We start from the raw sequence: 19,617 nt of genomic DNA on the forward strand, positions 1-19,617 counted from the left end.
CCGTGTTTTGGCCGCTGCGCGAATGGCAGCGTAAACGGTTGCGATGAGAAACGGGAAGGGAAGGCTCGGATGATTCATATCGTTGGCGCTGGCTCGGGCGCCGCCGACCTTATCACGCTGCGCGGGGCGCGCCTTTTGCGCGCGGCCGACGTGGTCGTTTGGGCGGGAAGCCTTGTGAACCCCGAGCTGCTCGCTGAGTGCAAGGAATCCTGCATCGTCTACGACAGCGCGCACATGACCTTGGAGGAAGTGCTCGACGTGATGTGCGCGGCAGATGCGCGGGGCGAGGACGTGGTGCGCCTGCACACGGGCGACCCGTGCCTGTACGGCGCCATCCAGGAGCAGATGGACGCGCTCGACGCGCGCGGCGTGGACTACGAGGTGGTGCCCGGCGTGTCGAGCTTTTGCGGTGCCGCGGCGGCGCTTCGCCAGGAATACACGCTGCCGGGAATCAGCCAGTCGGTCGTGATCACGCGGCTTTCCGGACGTACCCCCATGCCCGCGGGCGAGGGCATGCGCACCATGGCGGAAAGTGGCTCGACTATGGTCATCTTCCTGAGCTCGGGTATGCTCGCCGAGCTTTCCGCCGAGCTTTTGGCCGCGGGCCGCAGCTCCGACGAGCCGGCCGCGCTCGTGTACAAGGCGACCTGGCCTGAGGAGCGCGTGGTGCGCTGCACAGTGGGCACACTCGCCGATGCGGGCGCGCGAGAGGGCATCGACCGCACGGCGCTCGTGGTGGTGGGCCGCGTGCTCGGAGCTCGCGGCGGGTTTTCGCACAACGGCGCGCAAGCAGAGTCGTACGAGCGCAGCAAGCTTTACGACCCTTCGTTTGCCACGGGGTATCGGAAGGCGAGCAGCTAGCGTGGCCTTCGAGCACTACATATATACCGGGACGACCCGCCTGCGCTGCGGCTACACCACGGGGAGCTGCGCCGCGCTCGCGGCGAAGGCGGCCTGCGAGATGCTTTTGTCACGAAAGCCCCTCGGCCGCGTGTCGATCGTCACCCCCGGCGGGCTGCCCGTCGAAGCGAACGTGGTCGACGCATGCATCGGCGAGGGGTGTGCCCAGTGCGCCGTGCGAAAGGACGCAGGCGACGATGCCGATGTGACCGACGGCGTGCTCGTGTACGCGCGCGTGGAACATGCGGGGTCGGGCACGGGCGCTGTGGGCAGCAAGGGCGTGCCCGCGCGCGAATCGGAAGTTTCCGTCGATGGCGGCGTGGGCGTGGGGCGCGTGACGTTGCCCGGGCTCGAGCAGCCGGTGGGGGCGGCCGCCATCAACGCGACGCCGCGCGCGATGATCACTTCGGCGGTGCGCGAAGTGTGCGCCGCGCACGGCTTTTCTGGAAATATTGCTGTGACGATTTCGGTACCCGAGGGCGTTTCCCTTGTCGAAAAGACCTTCAACCCGCACCTGGGGATAGAGGGCGGCATCTCCATCCTAGGCACGACGGGCATCGTCGAGCCGCGCAGCCTCGCTGCCTTGCGCGACAGCATCGAGCTCGAGATCCGGCAGCATGCGGCTATGGGGCGGCGCGGAGTCGTACTCACGCCCGGCAACTACGGCGGGCAGTTCATCTCGGGGCATTTCCACCTAAACGGAGCGCCGGTGGTCTTCATCTCCAACTTTGTGGGCGATGCGATTGATTGCTGCGTTCGCGAGGGATTCACCAATGTCCTTCTTGTGGGACACATCGGCAAGCTGGTGAAGGTCGCTGGCGGCATCATGGACACCCATTCGCGTACCGCTGACTGCCGCGCGGAGATTCTGGCCGCCCACGCGGCCTTGGCCGGCGCGGGTGCGAAGACCGTGCGCGAGATCATGTCGTCGGTCACGACCACGGCGGCGCTCGAGGTAATCGAGGCCGCCGGCGTGGGGGACGCTGCGCGTGCCTCGCTCGCTGCGGCAATCGAGGACAGGTTGCGCCGCCGCGCGGCGGGCGCATGCGACATCGCCGCGGTCGTGTTCGACGCCGAGCGCCGCGAGCTTTTCCGCACGTCGGGCGCCGATGCAGTTATCGGGGAATTGGGGGCGACGTATGAGTAAAGGCGTGCTGTACGGGGTGCGCCGCGCAATCGGCTGGCCGGGGACGAAGGTGGTCATGAAGACGCGCCGCTCGCTTGAGGACACGAAGCGCATCCTTCGCGAGGAGGGCGCCTTCGACGGTGCCGAGCTCGTAGAGGACTGTGGGCTTCCGGGCGAGCGCGTGTACCGCTCGCTCGACGATGTGCCCGATCGGGGCAGCTACTTCTCGACGATGGTGGTGCGCTAGATGAGGGTTTCCTGCATAGCGTTCACTGAGAGGGGGTATGCGTTGGCGGAGCGCACCGCACGCGCGCTTTCCGATTGCGCGCAGACAGGTGAAGATGACCCTGGCTGGGACGTTTCCGTTTCGCGCGGGTTCGGCGAGGGGAAGGCCGACCTGCGCGCATGGACGGCGCTCACGTGGGAAGCGTCGGACGCGCTTCTGTTCGTGGGCGCGGCGGGCATCGCCGTGCGGGCGATCGCGCCGCATGTCGCCTCGAAGGTAAACGATCCCGCGGTTGTGGCGATCGACGAGGCGGGGCGCTTTGCCGTCCCGCTTTTGTCGGGGCATTTGGGCGGTGCGAACGAGCTTGCGCAAACTGTGGCACGCGCGGCAGGGGCCATCCCCGTCATCACCACGGCGACCGACGTCCGCGGCGTGTGGGCGGTGGATACGTGGGCGCGCTGTGCGGGGCTCGCCGTTTCGAATCCCGAGGCCATCAAGCGAGTGTCGGCGCGGCTGCTTTCGGGCGGGCGCGTGGCGCTCTATTCCGACATGCCGATTTCGGGACAGCCGCCTGAGGGGGTTGACATTGCGTCCGACCGCGCTCGGGCCGATATCGTCGTGTCGCCGTTCGCTGGCGCGAATGCAGGTGCGTCCGTTCGCGCCTTGGAGACAACGGGCGAGGTCGTGCCCGCCGGTGAGACGTGGAAGCCGGCGGGCGTGCGGGGGCAGGGGCCTTCGCCCGCGCCGCTTCGCCTTGTCGTGCCCTGCATCGTTGCGGGCATAGGGTGCCGTCGCGGTGCGTGCGCCGAAGCGATCGAGGAGGCGTTTCTTCTCGCGTGCGGGCAGGCGGGTATCTCGCCTTCGGCCGTGCGCGAGGCGGCGACGATCGAAGTGAAGGCGCACGAGGAGGGTCTGCTCGCCTTCTGCCGCGCGCGCAATATCCCGCTTGCGACGTATTCCGCAGAGGAGTTGTCGCAGGTCGAAGGCAGCGTTTCGCCATCTAATTTCGTGCGCGCGACGGTGGGGGTCGACAACGTGTGCGAGCGCGCGGCGCTCGCGGACGGGGGCAAACTTATCTTCCCGAAGCTCGCTCACGGCGGCGTGACCGTCGCGTTTTCCAAGGTAACTATCGAACTTTCGTTTAAGGAGCGGTGATGGGAAAGCTCTTCGTGGTGGGGATCGGCCCGGGCGGCCCCGACGGCATGACGATTGCGGCCCGGCGCGCGCTCGAGGCGGCCGACATCGTTGTGGGGTACACGAAATACGTGGAGCTCGCGCTCGCCGCCGTGCCCGACGCGGCGCATCTCGCGACGCCGATGATGCACGAGGTTGAACGGTGCCGCCTGGCGCTTTCGCGCGCGCAGAGCGGAGAAGCCGTGGCGCTCGTGTGCAGCGGTGACGCGGGCGTGTACGGCATGGCGAGCCCCGTGCTGGAGCTTGCGGAGGACTACCCCGATGTAGACGTGGAAGTTATCGCCGGGGCCACCGCGGCTCAGAGCGGGTCGGCGGTGCTCGGCGCCCCGCTTGCCCACGACTTCGCGGTCGTGTCGCTCTCCGACCTGCTCACGCCGTGGGAGGTCATCGAGCGCAGGCTCGCCGCCGTGGCGAGCGCCGACTTCTGCATCTGTTTGTACAACCCGCGCAGCAGAAAGCGCGCCGACAGGCTCTCGCGCGCGGCGAAGATTATGCTCGAATGGAAGGCCCCCGACACGCTCTGCGGCTGGGTACGCAACATCGGGCGCGAGGGGCAGCAGTCGGGCATGTGCAGGCTCTCCGAGCTGGGGGAGCTCGACGCCGACATGTTCACCACCGTGTTCGTCGGCAACGCTGACACGAAGCTCGTAGGCGGCCGTATGGTCACGCCGCGCGGGTATCGGGAGATTCCATGCGAAAGGTAACGATCATCGGGGCGGGGCCCGGAAACCCCGACTTGCTCTCGCGCGCGGCGCTCGACGCGATCGACATCGCCGACGTGGTCATTGGCGCTCATCGCGCGCTTGCCGGCATCGACGTGCCGCCCGACGTGGTGAGATGCGAGCTCGTGAAGACGGCGGACATCGTCGCCGCGCTCACCGATGCGGCGTCGTGGCGGCGCGCCGTGGTCGTGATGACGGGCGATGTGGGGCTGTTCAGCGGCGCGCGCCGCCTGGTGGAGGCGCTCTCCGGCGACGCGCAGGTGGACGTGCGCGTTGTTCCCGGCATAAGCTCAGCGTCGTATCTCGCCGCGCGCCTTGCGCGTCCATGGCAGGATTGGCGCTTCGCGAGCGCTCACGGCGTGGCGTGCGACATCGTGGCCGAGGCCGAGCGCGCAGGTGAGCTCTTCCTCGCCACGTCGGGCGGGGAAGACCCCTCGCGGCTTTCGTGCGAGCTTGCGCAAGCGGGCTTCGGGGACGCGCGCGTGACGGTGGCCGAGCGCCTGTCGTACCCCGACGAGCGCATCACCTGTGCGACCGCAAGTGAAATCGCAGGTCAGACGTTTGACGACTTGAACGTGATGCTTATCGAGTTCGCAGGCGGCGCCGGGTCGCCTGCGGGCTCTAGCGCAGCCTCCGAGGCGCCGGCCGGCGCGTCATCGCCCGCGGCGGCTTCTTCCGCGGCGGACCCTGCGGGCGCATCCAGCGCCGCGAGCTCCCGCTGGCCGTACGCTTCCTTGGGCATTCCCGACGAGCTCTTCATCCGCGGCGACGTTCCCATGACCAAGCAGGAGGTGCGCGCCGTCGCGCTCGCGAAGCTGCGCCTTACCGCGACCGACACCGTGTGGGACGTCGGAGCCGGCACGGGGAGCGTGTCGATTGAGGCGGCGCTCGTCGCGCGAGCGGGGTCGGTATGGGCGGTCGAGCGCAACGCGGCCGGCGTGCGGCTCATCCGAGAGAACGCGGATGCATTCGGGTGCGGCAACGTGCATGCGGTCCCCGGTGTCGCCCCCGAAGCGCTCGCGAAACTGCCCGTCCCCGACGCCGTGTTCGTCGGCGGGAGCGCGGGCGAGCTTCCCTCTATCGTGGAGGCGGCGCTCGAGAAGAACTCGCAGGTTCGCCTGTGCGTGCCATGCGTCACCGTTGAGACGCTCACCGAGGCGTGCGCGCTTCTCTCGGGTTCGCGCTTTAAGGGGTTCGAGGCGTGCCAGGTGTCGGCCGCCCGCGCCGAGGCTGTAGGCTCGCACCATCTTATGAAGGCGCAAAACCCCGTGTTCCTCGTCAGCGCGCGTGGTGCGGGTGGGGAAGGCGGCGCCCGGTGAGCACGACCATCCCGCGTTTCATGGTCGCTGCGCCCTCGAGCGGGAGCGGCAAGACGGTCGTTACGTGCGCGCTCCTGCGCGCGCTTGCGCGCCGCGGCCTCGCATGCGCGGCCTTCAAATGCGGCCCCGACTACATTGACCCGCTCTTTCATCGCCGCGTCGTGGGCGCGCGCTCGGGCAACTTAGACGGCTTCTTCACCGACGCCCGGACGCTGCGCGCCCTGCTCGCACGCGGCGCCGCGGGCGCGGATGTCGCGGTGCTCGAGGGGGTCATGGGCTTCTACGACGGCATGGCGCCCGGCGTGGCCGACGCGAGCAGCTACCAGGTTGCGCGCGACACGGAAACGCCGGTCGTTTTAGTGGTGAACGGGCGCGGGGCGTCTTTATCGCTCGCCGCCGTAATTCGCGGCATCGCCGAGTTCCTGCCTTGTGCGAACGTGCGCGGCGTCGTGCTGAACAAGACGAGCGCCGCTGCCTGCGCCTACGCGGCGCCTGCGATCGAGAAGCACACGGGCGTCGCGGTTTTGGGTAATATTCCCGCCGACGAGGCGTTCTCGCTCGAAAGCCGGCATCTGGGGCTTGTGACCGCCGACGAGGTCGAGCAGCTCTCCGCGCGCATCGACAAGATGGCCGAGCTGGTGGAAAAGAGCGTCGACGTCGACCGCTTGCTCGAAATAGCGGCGACGGCACCCGATATCCGCGAGGAACCTTACCGGTTGGAGCCGATCGCGGGAGCGCGGCCCATCGTCGCCGTCGCGCGTGACGAGGCGTTCTCGTTCTACTACGAGGAGAACCTGCGCGCGCTCGAGGACCTGGGTTGCGAGCTGGCCTTTTTCAGCCCTCTGTGTGATAGCGAGTTGCCCCGGGGGACAAGCGCCCTCTATCTGGGAGGCGGCTACCCGGAGCTCCATGCGCGACAGCTCTCCGAGAACGCGCCGATGCGCGAGGCGGTGCGGCGCGCGGTGGAATCCGGCATGCCGACGGTCGCCGAATGCGGTGGGTTTCTGTGCCTGCAGCGCGAAATCGCCGATAGCGAGGGGCGGCGCTGGCCTGTTGCGGGCGCCCTTGAGGGCGCAAGCGAGAACGGGGGAAGGTTGTCCCATTTCGGGTACGTGGAGCTCACTTCCCAACGCGACGGGCTCTACGGGCCGCGCGGCACACGCATCCGCGCGCACGAGTTCCACTACTGGCAGTCCACCTGCCCGGGCGGCGACTTCTGGGCGCAGAAGCCCCGGCGCGACAAGGGCTGGCCGTGCATGACGACCACCCCGTCCCTGGTTGCGGGCTTCCCGCATGTGTACTATCCTGCGAACCCCGACGTTGCGCGCGCGTTCGCGTCTGCCGCAGCGTCGTTCGCAGAGAGGAGACGGCATGGCTGAAGCAACCGAAACCGCGCTTGCCTGCATCCGCGAGGAAGTCGAGCGCGCGTTCTCGTCGGCGCCGGGCGCCGTGCTCGAAGCCGCGCTCTCCCGGATCGCGCCCGCAGACGAGTGCGCCCGCGCCGCCGCGTATGCCGCGTGGGACTCCATCGCGCACCCCTTGGGGGGATTGGGCGACTTTGAAGACGCTGTCGCGTGTATCGCCGCAGCTCAGGGGAGCGCCGAGGTGGCCGAGTTTCCCCGTGCGCTCGCGGTATTCTTCTCCGACAACGGGGTCGTTGCCGAAGGCGTGTCGCAAAGCGGGCAAGACGTGACGCGAGTCGTCGCGCACAACATGTGCGAGGGGGCCACGAGCGCCTGCCGCATGGCGGCGTTCGCGGGTGCCGAGGTCGTGCCCGTCGACGTGGGTATGGCCCGGGGCATAGAAGACGCGCGCATGGTGCGCGCGAACGTGCGACGGGGGAGCGGCAACATCGCGCACGGCTTAGCCATGTCTCGCGATGGGGCCGTGCGCGCGATCGAGGTCGGAATCGCCGTCGCGTGCGGGCTTGCCCGCGCCGGCGTGCGCCTTCTCGCTGCGGGCGAGATGGGCATCGGCAACACGACCACCTCGGCGGCGGTGGCCGCAGTGCTCATCCGGGCGGACGCGCGGAGCCTCGTCGGGCGCGGCGCGGGGCTCTCGGACGCCTCGCTCGCGCGCAAGCGCGACGTGGTCGAGCGCGCTATCGATGCGAACTCGCCCGATCCCGCCGACCCGATCGACGTGCTCTCGAAGGTGGGCGGCTTCGACATCGCGGCGATGTGCGGCTTCTACCTGGGGGCCGCGGCCTCGAAGGTGCCGGCGCTCCTCGACGGGGTCATATCCTGCACGGCGGCCCTGTGCGCGGTGCGCCTTTGCCCCAACGCCTTGGGCTACCTCGTGGGCACCCACGCATCAAGCGAACCCGCAAGCCAGGAGCTCCTTCGCGAGCTCGGCATAAAGGCACCCCTCGACGCAGGCATGCACTTGGGCGAGGGCGCGGGTGCCATGGCGTATCTGCCCCTTCTGGATTCGGCGCTGCGCGTGTACCGGGATGGGAAGACGTTCACGGCGTCTGGCATGGCTGCTTACGAGCATTTCGAGGCCGGGAAATGACGGTGACGCTCGTCATCGGCGCCGCCGCGAGCGGCAAGAGCGCCTACGCCGAGTCCCTGTGCCTCAGGCACGACGGCCCCCGCGTGTACCTGGCAACGATGGAGCCCTTCGGGGAAGAGAGCGACCGTCGCATCGCGCGCCATCGGGCGCTGCGCGAGGGCAAAGGGTTTTCCACCCTCGAGCGCACGCGTGACGTGGGCGCCGCAGCGTCCGGGCTTCCGTGCGGCTGCACGCTTCTTTTGGAGGACGTGGGCAACCTGGTTGCGAACGAGCTCTTCGCGGAAGGCGGCTTGTCCCCACGTGACCCCGACGCTGCGACGCGCGAGGTGCTCGGAGGCATCGAACGGCTCGCTCAGGCCGCTGCGTATACGGTGGTGGTCACCGTCGACGTGTTCGCCGATGGGATGCGCTACGATGAGGGGACCGAGGCATGGAGGCGCGCGCTCGCGCGCGTGAACGCGGGTGTGGTGGCGCTGGCCGACCGTGCAGTCGAAGTGGTATGCGGGATTCCCGTGTGGATGAAAGGCGAAGGACCTACAAGGTGAAGATAGCAGAGGCAATCGGCGCGGCGTTCGGAACGTTCTCGCGCATCCCCGTCCCGAAATCGGCCTGGACCGATTTCGGATCAACCCATGCGCTTGCCGCGTTTCCCCTGGTGGGCCTTGCGGAAGGCTTCCTCATGACGGCGTGGGGGTACGTGGCGAACCTGCTCGGCGTACCCGCGACCATCGTCGCGGCCGTGCTCGCGGCGCTGCCTGTGGCGGTGACGGGAGGCATCCACCTAGACGGGCTCTGCGACACCTCCGATGCGCTTGCAAGTTGGGCCCCGCGCGAGCGAAAGCTCGAGATCATGCACGACCCGCGGGCGGGCGCCTTCGGGGTCATTGGTGTTGTTGTGTACCTTATTCTGCAGTTTTCCCTGTTCACCGCGCTGCCGCTTACGGCAGGGGCGTTCCTCGCGCTTCTGTGCTCGCTCGTGTTCTCCCGCGCGCTTTCGGGGCTCGCCGTAGAATGCTGGCCTGCCGCGCGGGCGGACGGCATGGCCGCGGGGCTCTCGCCTGCGAAGAAGCGCGCGGCGATCGTCGTGCCGCTTTGCGCTTTCGCTGCGGCTTCGGCTGCAGGGATGGTCGCGTGCGCTCAGGCCGTCGGCGCCCTTATGGCGGTGGCGGGGCTTTTGGCGCTCGCGTGGTACCACCATGTTGCCCTGTCCCGCTTCGGCGGGGTGACGGGGGATTTGGCCGGATGGTTTCTGCAATGGGCCGAGCTCGCGATGCTTGCCATGCTGGTGGCGGGGGGTATGCTCCTATGATTCTCGTGGTAGGTGGTGCGCATTCGGGGAAGAGGACCTTCGTGCGCGAAAAGCTCGGGTTCGCGGCGGACGATTTCGTCGACGCGGCGCAGCTTGCGGAGGGCGGCGTGCCCGCGGCTTTTGCCGGCCGCGTCGCGTACAGTGTTGAGGAACTCGTACGCGCGCTCGACGCTGACCGGGCGCTCGAGCGGCTGATCGGCTTCGACGCAGTGATTCTGTCCTTGGTCGGCTCGGGGGTCGTCCCCATGCGTGCGGAAGACGCCCAATGGCGCGAGCGCGCGGGGCGTCTGGGATGCGCGCTCGCTGCGCGCGCCGACGTCGTCGTGCGCATGACGTGCGGGATTCCCCAGGTCATCAAAGGAAACCTTACCGATGCGCCTCGAGGGACGCAGGGCGCGGGCGCGCCTTTGGAAGTCGTCTTCGTGCGCCATGGTGCCACGGCGGGCACGGAAGACCATCGCTACAGCGGGGCGGGCACCGACGAGCCCCTGTCGAGTGCGGGCGAGCGCGCTTTGCGCGAGCTCGCGTGCGATCGTGACGTGTTCCGTGTTATCACGAGTGGCATGGCCCGCACCGACCAGACGGCACGCATCCTCTTCCCGAATGCGGAGCTTATGGCATGCCTCGGTCTGTGCGAGATGGATTTCGGTGACTTCGAGGGGCGAAGCGCCGCCGAGCTTAAAGAGGATGTGCGCTACCGCGCCTGGGTAGACTCCTGGTGCGAGACGCGCTGCCCGCATGGCGAGGGCAAGAGCGATTTCACCCGCCGCGTCGTCGCGGCGTTTCGGGAGGCGTGCGAATCGGAGCGCGCCCAGGGGAGTGGGCGCGCCGTCTTCGTCGTTCACGCGGGTACCGTGAAAGCGCTGCTTTCCGAGCTTGCTGTCCCGAAAATGGAATACTTCGACGTGCATACCGAGCCGGGCGGCGCATGGGCCGCCACCTGGGATGGGCGCTGCCTTCGCGACGTTCGCCCCGCTTCGGGGGGCGATGCCCGGTGATGTCGATTCTTGCCGTCGCCGCCGGGTTCGCGGCCGACCTTGCCTTCGGCGACCCGCGCTGGCTTCCCCATCCCGTCGTCGCCATGGGGCGCGCGATCACGTGGGCCGAAGGCCGCCTGCGGGGCGCATTCCCGCAAACGTCCGCGGGCACGCGCGCCGCAGGGCTTGTGCTCGCCGTGGCGCTTCCGCTTGCGTGTGGGCTTTTGACCTGGGGAATCCTGCATCTTTGCGGCATGGTTCACCCCGGCTTGCGCTTCGTGGCCGAGGCATGGGCGAGCTATCAGATTCTTGCGGCATGCGAGCTACGCCGCCAGAGCCTGGCCGTGGCCCGCGCGTTCTCGAAGGGCGGCCTTGTCGCGGCGCGCGAAACAGTCGGGCTCATCGTGGGACGCGACACGTCTGTTCTCGACGAGCAGGGCGTTGCGCGCGCCGCCGTGGAAACGGTGGCGGAGAACGCGAGCGACGGCGTCATCGCGCCGCTTTTCTACCTTATGATCGGGGGTGCGCCCTTGGGCATGGCGTACAAGGCTGTGAACACGCTCGACAGCATGGTGGGCTACAAAAACGCGCGCTACATCGACTTCGGCTGCGCCTCGGCGCGCCTCGACGATGCGGTGAATTGGATTCCCTCGCGCTTATCGGCCCTGCTTATGATCGCCGTGTGCCCGATCGTCGGGCTCGACGCGCGCGGGGCGGCGCGCATCTGGCGCCGCGACAGGCGTCGCCATGCGAGCCCCAACTCGGCGCAGACCGAGTCAGCGTGCGCGGGCGCGCTCGGGCTGCGCCTGGCGGGACCCGCGGTGTATTTCGGCAAGCTCGTTGAGAAACCGACGATAGGCGACGCGTCCCGCGAAATCGAGTGGAGCGACATCGCCCGGGCGACAAGGCTCATGCTCGCCGCGTCCGTATGCGCGCTCGTCGTCTTCGGCGCCGCGCGCGCGGCGGTCGTGCTTGCCGTGGGGGCGATGGTATGAGGGAAGACCACGCCGCGCCCCGGGCTGCCGGGGGAATCCTGCGCGCCCGTACGCATGGGGGCAGCTCGCAATCGCTCGGCATCGCTTGCGAAGGGGGCGCATCCGACCTCATTGACTTCTCGGTGAACGTGAATCCGGCAGGCCCATCGCCGCGCGCCGTCGCCGCAGCTTGCAAGGCGCTTTCTCGAATCGACGCCTACCCCGATAGGGAAAGCCTCGCCCTCGTTCGTGCCCTAGCGCGCACCCAGGGCATTCCCGAAGATACTATCGTTTGCGGCGCGGGCGCGTCCGACATCATCTGGCGGCTCGCCGCGGCGGTGCACCCGAAACGCATCGTCGTGTGCGCGCCGACGTTCTCTGAATATGCGGAGGCGGCATCGTACTACGGCGCATGCGTGCAGGAGTTCCCACTCTCCGAAGCGGATGACTTCGACGTGCCCGCCTCCTTCGCCCGCGCGATCGAGGGGCCGGGAGACGTGGCGTACCTCTGCAATCCGAACAACCCGACGGGGCGCCTCGTCGACCCCCGCGTGATCGATGCCGCGGCTTGCCGCTGCGAGCAGGTGGGCGCGCTGCTCGTCGTGGACGAGTGCTTCCTCGGATTTGCGCCCGACGCCCGCGAAAGGAGCGTGGCCGCACGCGCCGCGTGTTCGCACCATGTGGCCGTGCTCTCCGCGTTCACCAAGCTCTACGGAATGGCAGGGTTGCGGTTGGGGTATCTGATCAGCGGAAACGCCCAACTCATCGAGGGGATTCGTCGGGCGGGGCAGGCGTGGCCCGTCTCCTCGGTCGCCGAGGCCGCGGGCATCGCCGCCCTGGAAGACGTCGAATACGTCTCGCGCACGCGCGATGTATTGGCGGGCGAGCGAGCGTGGCTTTCCCACGAGCTCTCCTCGCTCGGGCTTTCCGTCGTGCCGTCGGATGCGAACTTTCTTTTAGTCCGCACGCCGGCGAAAGACATCCCCGAGCGCCTGTATAAACAGGGGGTTTTGGTCCGCACGTGCGACTCGTTTTCGGTACTGTCCCGTTTCTGGTGCCGCGTCGCGGTGCGCACGCGCAAAGAGAATGCCCGGCTTGCGATGGCGTTCAGCCGCGCGCTTCGGGCGGAAGGCGCATCGGGCGAAGGCGAACCCGACGAACGGGGCGGCGCTTCTTGCAGCGGCGCTATGGCGGGCGCGGATGGCCGAGGCTCGGCGAAGGAGGTCGATACCCGTGGGTAGGGCGAAGCCCATCATGATCCAGGGCACCATGTCGAACGCGGGGAAGAGCCTGCTTGCGGCGGGGCTGTGCCGTGTGCTTTCGCAGGACGGCCTGCGCGTGGCTCCCTTCAAGAGCCAGAACATGGCGCTCAACAGCGGTGTCACGGCCGACGGTCTCGAGATGGGGCGCGCCCAGATCATGCAGGCCGAGGCGTGCGGCATCGCGCCCGACGTGCGCATGAACCCCATCCTGCTCAAGCCCGAAAGCGACCACCGAAGCCAGCTCATCGTGGCCGGCAAGGCGCAGGGAGCCTTCGCTGCGAGGGACTACTTCGCGCGAAAGAAGGCGCTCATGCCGCAGATTTTGGAGGCGTTTGATTCGCTCGCGGAGGAAAACGACGTCATCGTCATCGAGGGCGCCGGCAGCCCCGTCGAAATCAACCTTGCCGAAAACGACATCGTCAACATGGGGCTCGCGCGCGCCGTGTCCTCCCCCGTGCTGCTCGCGGGCGACATCGACCCAGGCGGGGTGTTTGCCCAGCTCTACGGCACGGTCGCGCTCTTTGCGCCCGAGGATCGCGCTCTTTTGCGGGGGCTTGTGGTGAACAAGTTCCGCGGCGATGTAGAAATCCTGCGCCCGGGTTTGGCCCCGCTCGAGAAGATGTGCGGGGTTCCCGTCGTGGGGGTCGTGCCGTATCTTACGCTCGACCTGGACGACGAGGACTCGCTCGCGCCGCGCCTATCTGCCCGCGAGGCGCGCGGCGTCATCGACGTCGCCGTCGTGCGCCTTCCGCATCTGTCGAACTTCACCGACTTCGACCCGCTTTCGCGCGTGCCCGGCGTGGGCGTGCGCTACGTTTCCTCGACGACCGATCTGGGCCGACCCGACCTGGTGGTGCTCCCCGGCTCGAAGACCACGCTCGACGACGCGCGCTGGCTTGCGGCTAGCGGCATCGGAGCCTGTGTACGCGCGCTTTCGGGCGCGGGCACGCCGGTGCTCGGTATATGCGGAGGCTACCAGCTTTTGGGAGACGAGCTTTCCGACCCGCACGGCAGGGAAGGCGCTGGCACCGCGCGCGGGCTCGGGCTTATCCCTGCAAGTACGGTGTTCAAGGAGGAAAAGCGCCTCGCTCGGTCGGAACTGCGCATCACGGGCGCCCAAGGCGCGTTCTCGGTGTGGAACGGCATGACGGCGCGCGGGTACGAGATTCACGACGGCGAAACGATCGTCTCCTGCGCCCCTGCGGGCACGATTGGCGGCAAACCAGAAGGCGCGGCCTGCGGAAACGTGTTTGGAACCTATCTCCACGGCCTGTTCGACGAACCGCGGGTGGCGCTCGCCCTCGCGCGCTCGCTCGCGCGCATGCGTGGCCTGCCCGAGAGCGTCGTGGGTGCTGCGGGCGCGGCGTCCGCGGCCGATCACCGTGCGCGCGAGTTCGACCGCCTGGCCGACTCCGTGCGCGTGGCGCTCGACATGGAGTATGTCTACCGCATTATCGAGGAGGGCGTATGATCCACGTGTATCATGGCGACGGCAAAGGCAAGACCACGGCGGCGATGGGCCTCGCCCTTCGCATGCTCGCCGCAGGCCGCCGCGTCGTCGTCGTGCAGTTCCTGAAAGACGGCGAAAGCGGGGAGGTGCGCCTGCTCGCCGAGCATTTCGGCGTGCCCGTGTTCGCGGGGAAGGCGTCGGACAAGTTTACCTGGTCCATGACGTCGGAAGAACTTGCCGCGACGCGCGAGCTGCACGATGGGAACCTCGCTTCCGCGCTCGCCGAGCTCGAGGGCGCGCAGGAGGGGCTGCTCGTGCTCGACGAGGCGCTCGACGCGCTTTCGAAGGGGCTTGTCGACGAGGCGCTCGTGGACCGCGCGCTCGATATGTCCGCGCGCGGCGTCGAAGTAGCGCTCACCGGGCGCGCGCCTTCCCGCAAGATCGTGGAGAAGGCCGACTACATAACCGAGATGCGGTGCGAGAAACACCCCTACGCTCAGGGGATAGGTGCAAGGGAAGGAGTGGAGTACTAGATGGATTCCAAGGAGATGGCGCCCGGCGACATCGAGCGGCGCAGCTTCGAGATCATCACCGAAGAGCTCGGCGGCCGCACGTTCCCGCCGCTTGAAGAGCCCGTCGTGAAGCGCGTCATCCACACCACTGCCGACTTCTCGTACGCCGATTCCCTCGTATTCACCCATGACGCCGCGCACTGTGCTCTCGACGCACTGCGCGCAGGGGCCACGGTGCTCACCGACACGAACATGGCGCTCGCAGGCATAAGCAAGCCCGCGCTCGCAAAGCTCGGCTGCAAGGCCGTGTGCTACATGGCCGACCCTGATGTCGCCGCGGCTGCGCGCGCCGCGGGCACGACTCGCGCCGTTGCGAGCATGGACAAAGCTTGCGGCATCGAGGGTCCGCTCATTGTGGCCGTCGGCAACGCTCCCACAGCACTTCTGCGCCTCGCCGAGCTCATGGACGCGGGGAAGATCGCGCCCGCGCTCATCGTTGGGGCGCCGGTTGGGTTTGTGAACGTGGTCGAGGCGAAAGAGGAGCTACTCGCGCGACGCGTGCCGGCCATCGTCGCGAGGGGTCGCAAGGGCGGCTCGACCGTGGCGGCCGCCATTATGAACGCGCTGCTCTACCAGATCACGCGCCCAGGCGGCCCGAAGTGACGGCCCCCGCATCCGCGCCGGCGCTGCGCATCTTCGCCGGCACCACCGAGGGCCGCCTTCTGTGCGAATGGGCGAGCGGGGCGGGCATCCCCGCCCGTGCCTACGCGGCAACCGAGTACGGAGGCGAGCTTTTGGGCGAGCTTCCGGGCATCGAGGTGCATGCGGGCAGGCTCGACGAGGCCGACATGGAGCGCGAGCTTTCCGGCGCGCGCATCGTCGTCGACGCCACGCACCCCTTCGCTACGCTCGCAAGCGGCAACATCCGGGCCGCTTCGCTCGCCGTGGGTGTACGATGCCTGCGCCTTGCGCGCGCGGCCGAGGCGCTGCCCAAAGGCGTCGTGTCGGTCGCGTCGATTGCCTGCGCGGCGCGCTTTCTCTCCGAGAACCCGGGTCGCGCGCTTCTCACGACGGGGAGCAAGGAGCTTGCTCCCTATACGCGCGTCGCCGATTTCTCGGAGCGCTTCTTCGTGCGTGTGCTCCCGCTGCCCGGTGCTATAACGAAGTGCATCGACGCGGGGTTTTCGCCGTCGCACGTCATCGGCATGCAGGGGCCCTTCACCCGCGAGCTCAACGAGGCGATGCTTCGGCAGGTGGGAGCCCAGTGGCTTGTGACCAAGGACTCGGGAACCGTAGGCGGCACGGCCGAGAAGCTTGCCGCCGCGCGCGACGTGGGAGCGCGCTGCATCGTGGTCACCCGTCCCGCCGAGGGAGACGGGGCCCTTTCGCTTCGGGAAGTGGAAGACGCGCTCTTACGGGAGTTCGCGCGCTAGGCGCTCGCCGCGCCTGCGTTCCCTCCCGCCCGCGAGGAGGAGCGCCTCGAGCAAGCTCGAACCGTACAAGACCGTCATCCGCCAAAAGTTCGAGGACGACGCCCGGAACTGGCGCAAGTAGCCCTTCAATAAGTTGCGGTGAAATAGTGTCTGTTTTTGCTGCTAGATAGCATATTCAGTCCCTAATTCACCGCAACTTGTTGGTGGTGGCTTACTGGTAGCGTAGGCACTCCACCGGGTCGAGCTTTGCCGCGCGGCGAGCGGGGTAGAAGCCAAAGATTACGCCGATGCCGACGGAGACGGCGAAGGCCAGCAGCACCGTGGCGATTGAAAAACTCGGTGTGATTTGCCCGCTGGCTCCGAGCTCGCCAAGAATCCCGGATCCGGAGGCAAACATCGCGAGGCCCCAGGCCAGCAGATAGCCTATCAGGACACCCAGTAGGCCACCGGTGACGCACAGCGCCGAGGACTCGGCCAAAAACTGCGCGGTGATATCGCGACGACTGGCGCCCAGAGCGCGGCGGATGCCGATCTCGCGAATGCGCTCCGTTACGTTGGTAAGCATCATATTCATAATGCCGATACCGCCGACAAGCAGCGAGATGCTGGCGACAGCACCCATGATGAGCGAGAACGCGCCCATAAAGGAGTTGAGCGCATCGATGGCGCTTTTCATGGAGGTCGCCGATACACTGTCGTACTCATCCTCCTCGATGCCCTTCATCGCGCGCACCTTGGACTCGATGGTCTTACAAAGCTCATCCATGTCCGTGCCCTCGGCGGCAAGTGCCGTCACGCTGGGGAATGAAGGATTCTCGTCGCCGAACAGCCCGGAGATGGTTTCGCGTGGCATATACAGCGTGAGCGAGCCCATGGAGTCGCTGCCGCCATCAATCACGCCTACAATCTGCACCTCGCCGTTGGACACCTTGATGGTTTTCCCCAGCGCATCCTGTTCGTTGCCGTAAAGCTGATCGGCGCCGTTGCGGCTGATGAGCGCCACGCGCGAGCCTGATTGGGACTCGGCCTGGGAATAGGTGCGCCCCGCAACGAGCTTGCTGGCCCCCACGGCGTCGAGCATGTCGCTATCGACACCCTGTGCCATGACGGTATAGCTTTTATCGCCGGTCTTATACTCGGTATACGCGCTGTCGACAATGCCGATCTGCTCTATCTGCGGCACCAGTTTTTGAAGCTTCTCGATGTCCGATTCGGTGAGTTCTTGCGACGAATAGATTTGCACCATGCGTGCCGCATTGAGGCCCAGACTGTTGACCAGGCTGTTTTGGATACCGCCGATGAGCGAAGTCATGGCGATAACCGAGGCGATGCCGATGACAATGCCCAGGATGGTGAGCAGGCTGCGCCCCTTGTTGGCTTCGAGCGAGTGAAGGGCTTCCTGGATGAGATCGCGGGCGCTCATGCCACCACTCCTTTCGGCGGGTTGGTGGAGGCGGAAATCATGGGCAGGCTATCTACGGCGCTGCGCAGGGTCCGCGGTGCATGTGGAATATACGCGCCGTCGTGAATGCGACCGTCGCGGATGGTCATGGCACGGTCGGCCTCGGCGGCGATGCTGGGGTCGTGTGTGATAAGCACGATGGTTTTGCCGCGCTTCTGGAGCTTATGGAAGGTCTCCATCACAAGCGCTCCAGTGGCGGAGTCCAGGTTTCCCGTCGGCTCGTCGGCCAGAATGATGGGCGGGTCATTGACGAGGGCGCGCGCGATTGCGACGCGCTGCATCTGGCCGCCCGAGAGCTCGGATATGCGGTGGTCCCAGTGGTCGACGGGCAGCGTGACAGCCTGCAGCGCGTGCACGGCGCGCATTTCGCGCTGGCTACGGGGCACATTGGTGTAGGCCAGCGGCAGCATGACGTTTTCGATAACTGACAGGCGCGGCAGCAGGTTGAAACTCTGAAAGACAAAGCCAATACTCAGGGCGCGAACTTCGGTGAGCTCGTCATCGTCAAGCTCGGCCACGTTGAGTCCTTGCAGGTAATAGTCGCCCGCCGTCGGTTTGTCCAGACAGCCCAGGATGTTCATGAGCGTTGACTTGCCCGAGCCCGAAGGGCCGGTAATGGCGACGAACTCGCCGGGATCTACCGCCAGGCTCACGTTGTGCAGGATGTGGGCGCACCCCGCCTCGCTCTCAAAGATGCGGTGCACGTTGCGGATGTCGATAACGGGACGCATTACATGTCCTCGTCGGCAGACGTGCTGCCCGAATCCGCGCTGTAGCCGCCGTCAGCCGTTGCGTCCGCTCCGGTGTCCATGACGAGGGTGTCGCCATCGCGCAGCTTGGTAACCGGCACGTTGGGGTTGATCTCGTTGCCCTGGTCGTCGCGCTTGACCTGCGTCTTGCCGACTACGGCTTCGTTATCGTTTTGCGTCACGACGGTCACCTTCACGCGACGGGTTTGCTTGCCCTCGTCATCGGTTGCCACATTGACGTAATAGTGTTCGCCATCTTCGGTCATGAGCGCCATCGTCGGCACCATCACCACATCGTCGAGCTGCTCGGTCACCACCGAGACCTCGGCCGTCATGCCCGGCTTCAGGCGCGCGTCGGGCGCCTCGATGAGGATGTCGACATTAAAGGTCACGCTGCCGCCGCCACCGTTGGTGGAGTCGGAGTTTGCCACCGAAGCGATGGCCGTGACCGTTCCCTGGCTCACGATATCGGGAAACGCGGGATACGTGACGTTGGCGCTCTGCCCAACGGCGATCTTTGCGATGTCCTTTTCGCCCACCTGCACGGTCACCTTCATCTTGGATAGGTCGGCGATCTGCATGCACTGCTTGCCGCCGCTCGTATCGCTTTCGCCCATGATCATGCCGCCTGTTACCGTGGCGCCCACCTTGGCGTTGAGCTCCACGATACTGCCCGAGCTCGGGGCCGTGACCCTACGACTGGCTGCCTTGGCGTTCGCCTGATCGAGGTTTGCCTGGGCCGATGCGAGGCTGCGCTGCGCGGCCGATACGGCGTTCGTGTCCGCCGATGCGGCGGAGATGCCAGCCGCTGCGGAAGCTTCATCGACGTCCGTCATTGGGGTGGCCTGTGCGGCGGCTGCGGCTTTCTGCGCGTTGGCGAGGTCTTCCTGGGCGGCTGCAACTGCACGCTGCGCCTCGGCAACGTTGCGATCGAGCTCGTCGTTTTTAATGGTCATAAGCACGTCGCCCTCGTTGACGGATTGGCCTGCCTGCACGTTGATCGAATCGACCGTGCCGTCGACAGAAGGGGAGACCACTGAGGACGAAATGGGTTTGAGCTGGCCTTTCGCCTCGACCGTTGTGGTAAACGTACCCTCGGTCACCATGTCGGTCACAGGCCCACTAGCGCCCTGTGGCTGCGCATTGAGAACCAGGGTAGCGACAATGGCAATGAGCGCGATGGCGCCCACGACGCCGACGGCAATACCGCGGCGAATCAGCTTTTTGCGTCGGCGCTCGGCACGTTTTGCCTTGAGCTTGGCATATGCCTCTTCATCGGAAATCTCGGCCGCATCGTTCGTGCGTCCGTTCTGCTTGTCGGCATGTACGTTTGTAATCAGAGGAATCGTTTCGGTGGCACCTTCGGGCGTGCGCTCGGTATCATCCGGGCCCGGGGTGATGGTGGGGACATTCGGCATAGCGTCTCCTTTATAGAAAGAACCTCGATAAGTATATGCGCCCACCGGTTGGGGTGGGCGCATAGAACGG

General features: G+C 67.0%; 20 protein-coding genes. 17 read left to right on the forward strand and 3 right to left on the reverse strand.

The genetic code is table 11. The features are described 5' to 3' along the window. Positions 1-69: 69 nt before the first annotated feature. From cobM to cobK, 17 genes are read left to right on the forward strand one after another with little or no spacing between them, the layout of a single operon-like run. On the forward strand, positions 70-861 hold the full coding sequence (gene cobM / locus ACKUTP_RS07660; RefSeq protein ID WP_055286466.1) for a precorrin-4 C(11)-methyltransferase: 792 nt from the start codon (positions 70-72) through the stop codon (positions 859-861). Position 862: 1 nt separating this feature from the next. Next, positions 863-2,047, forward strand: a complete 1,185-nt coding sequence (gene cbiD, locus ACKUTP_RS07665) for a cobalt-precorrin-5B (C(1))-methyltransferase CbiD (protein ID WP_409064227.1) — start codon at positions 863-865, stop codon at positions 2,045-2,047. Continuing rightward, the gene (locus tag ACKUTP_RS07670) at positions 2,040-2,273 is read left to right on the forward strand and encodes a hypothetical protein (protein WP_409063989.1); all 234 of its coding nucleotides are present in this window, start codon (positions 2,040-2,042) and stop codon (positions 2,271-2,273) included. Before cbiD ends, ACKUTP_RS07670 begins: the two co-directional genes overlap by 8 nt. A gap of 42 nt (positions 2,274-2,315) precedes the next feature. Further along, complete coding sequence (locus ACKUTP_RS07675) at positions 2,316-3,407, forward strand: cobalt-precorrin 5A hydrolase (protein ID WP_409063990.1); 1,092 nt, start codon at positions 2,316-2,318, stop codon at positions 3,405-3,407. Further along, entirely contained in the window at positions 3,407-4,150 is a 744-nt protein-coding gene (cobJ, locus tag ACKUTP_RS07680; protein ID WP_409063991.1) for a precorrin-3B C(17)-methyltransferase, read from the forward strand. Before ACKUTP_RS07675 ends, cobJ begins: the two co-directional genes overlap by 1 nt. Continuing rightward, complete coding sequence (gene cbiE, locus ACKUTP_RS07685) at positions 4,138-5,487, forward strand: precorrin-6y C5,15-methyltransferase (decarboxylating) subunit CbiE (protein ID WP_409063992.1); 1,350 nt, start codon at positions 4,138-4,140, stop codon at positions 5,485-5,487. Before cobJ ends, cbiE begins: the two co-directional genes overlap by 13 nt. Further along, positions 5,484-6,866, forward strand: a complete 1,383-nt coding sequence (locus tag ACKUTP_RS07690; RefSeq protein ID WP_409063993.1) for a cobyrinate a,c-diamide synthase — start codon at positions 5,484-5,486, stop codon at positions 6,864-6,866. Before cbiE ends, ACKUTP_RS07690 begins: the two co-directional genes overlap by 4 nt. Beyond that, positions 6,859-8,001 carry a nicotinate-nucleotide--dimethylbenzimidazole phosphoribosyltransferase gene (locus tag ACKUTP_RS07695; protein ID WP_409063994.1) on the forward strand — a complete coding sequence of 381 codons (1,143 nt, stop codon included), beginning with the start codon at positions 6,859-6,861 and terminating at the stop codon, positions 7,999-8,001. The genes ACKUTP_RS07690 and ACKUTP_RS07695 overlap by 8 nt, the downstream gene beginning before the upstream one ends. After that, entirely contained in the window at positions 7,998-8,546 is a 549-nt protein-coding gene (locus ACKUTP_RS07700) for a bifunctional adenosylcobinamide kinase/adenosylcobinamide-phosphate guanylyltransferase (RefSeq protein WP_409063995.1), read from the forward strand. Before ACKUTP_RS07695 ends, ACKUTP_RS07700 begins: the two co-directional genes overlap by 4 nt. Next, positions 8,543-9,310: an adenosylcobinamide-GDP ribazoletransferase gene (locus tag ACKUTP_RS07705; protein WP_271738070.1), complete on the forward strand. Its 768-nt coding sequence runs from the start codon at positions 8,543-8,545 to the stop codon at positions 9,308-9,310. Before ACKUTP_RS07700 ends, ACKUTP_RS07705 begins: the two co-directional genes overlap by 4 nt. 41 nt (positions 9,311-9,351) lie before the next feature. Next, on the forward strand, positions 9,352-10,308 hold the full coding sequence (locus tag ACKUTP_RS07710) for a histidine phosphatase family protein (protein WP_409063996.1): 957 nt from the start codon (positions 9,352-9,354) through the stop codon (positions 10,306-10,308). After that, positions 10,308-11,282: an adenosylcobinamide-phosphate synthase CbiB gene (cbiB, locus tag ACKUTP_RS07715; RefSeq protein ID WP_409063997.1), complete on the forward strand. Its 975-nt coding sequence runs from the start codon at positions 10,308-10,310 to the stop codon at positions 11,280-11,282. The genes ACKUTP_RS07710 and cbiB overlap by 1 nt, the downstream gene beginning before the upstream one ends. Continuing rightward, a complete protein-coding gene (locus ACKUTP_RS07720; protein WP_409063998.1) occupies positions 11,279-12,502 on the forward strand; it encodes a pyridoxal phosphate-dependent aminotransferase in 1,224 nt (407 codons plus the stop codon). The genes cbiB and ACKUTP_RS07720 overlap by 4 nt, the downstream gene beginning before the upstream one ends. After that, positions 12,495-13,994, forward strand: coding sequence for a cobyric acid synthase (locus ACKUTP_RS07725; RefSeq protein ID WP_409063999.1), 1,500 nt, complete (start codon positions 12,495-12,497; stop codon positions 13,992-13,994). Before ACKUTP_RS07720 ends, ACKUTP_RS07725 begins: the two co-directional genes overlap by 8 nt. After that, the gene (locus ACKUTP_RS07730) at positions 13,991-14,506 is read left to right on the forward strand and encodes a cob(I)yrinic acid a,c-diamide adenosyltransferase (protein ID WP_161145595.1); all 516 of its coding nucleotides are present in this window, start codon (positions 13,991-13,993) and stop codon (positions 14,504-14,506) included. Before ACKUTP_RS07725 ends, ACKUTP_RS07730 begins: the two co-directional genes overlap by 4 nt. After that, positions 14,507-15,148 carry a precorrin-8X methylmutase gene (locus tag ACKUTP_RS07735; protein ID WP_409064000.1) on the forward strand — a complete coding sequence of 214 codons (642 nt, stop codon included), beginning with the start codon at positions 14,507-14,509 and terminating at the stop codon, positions 15,146-15,148. Next, complete coding sequence (cobK, locus tag ACKUTP_RS07740) at positions 15,145-15,918, forward strand: precorrin-6A reductase (protein WP_409064001.1); 774 nt, start codon at positions 15,145-15,147, stop codon at positions 15,916-15,918. Before ACKUTP_RS07735 ends, cobK begins: the two co-directional genes overlap by 4 nt. A gap of 211 nt (positions 15,919-16,129) precedes the next feature. Here the strand turns inward: cobK and ACKUTP_RS07745 are convergent, their stop codons facing one another. From ACKUTP_RS07745 to ACKUTP_RS07755, 3 genes are read right to left on the reverse strand one after another with little or no spacing between them, the layout of a single operon-like run. Then, positions 16,130-17,341, reverse strand: coding sequence for an ABC transporter permease (locus ACKUTP_RS07745; RefSeq protein WP_409064002.1), 1,212 nt, complete (start codon positions 17,339-17,341; stop codon positions 16,130-16,132). Beyond that, a complete protein-coding gene (locus ACKUTP_RS07750; RefSeq protein WP_161115673.1) occupies positions 17,338-18,111 on the reverse strand; it encodes an ABC transporter ATP-binding protein in 774 nt (257 codons plus the stop codon). Before ACKUTP_RS07750 ends, ACKUTP_RS07745 begins: the two co-directional genes overlap by 4 nt. After that, positions 18,111-19,547: an efflux RND transporter periplasmic adaptor subunit gene (locus ACKUTP_RS07755; RefSeq protein WP_161115674.1), complete on the reverse strand. Its 1,437-nt coding sequence runs from the start codon at positions 19,545-19,547 to the stop codon at positions 18,111-18,113. The genes ACKUTP_RS07750 and ACKUTP_RS07755 overlap by 1 nt, the downstream gene beginning before the upstream one ends. Positions 19,548-19,617 lie beyond the last annotated feature (70 nt).

This window comes from Collinsella sp. wc0529, from assembly GCF_046116875.1.
GTDB lineage: Bacteria > Actinomycetota > Coriobacteriia > Coriobacteriales > Coriobacteriaceae > Collinsella.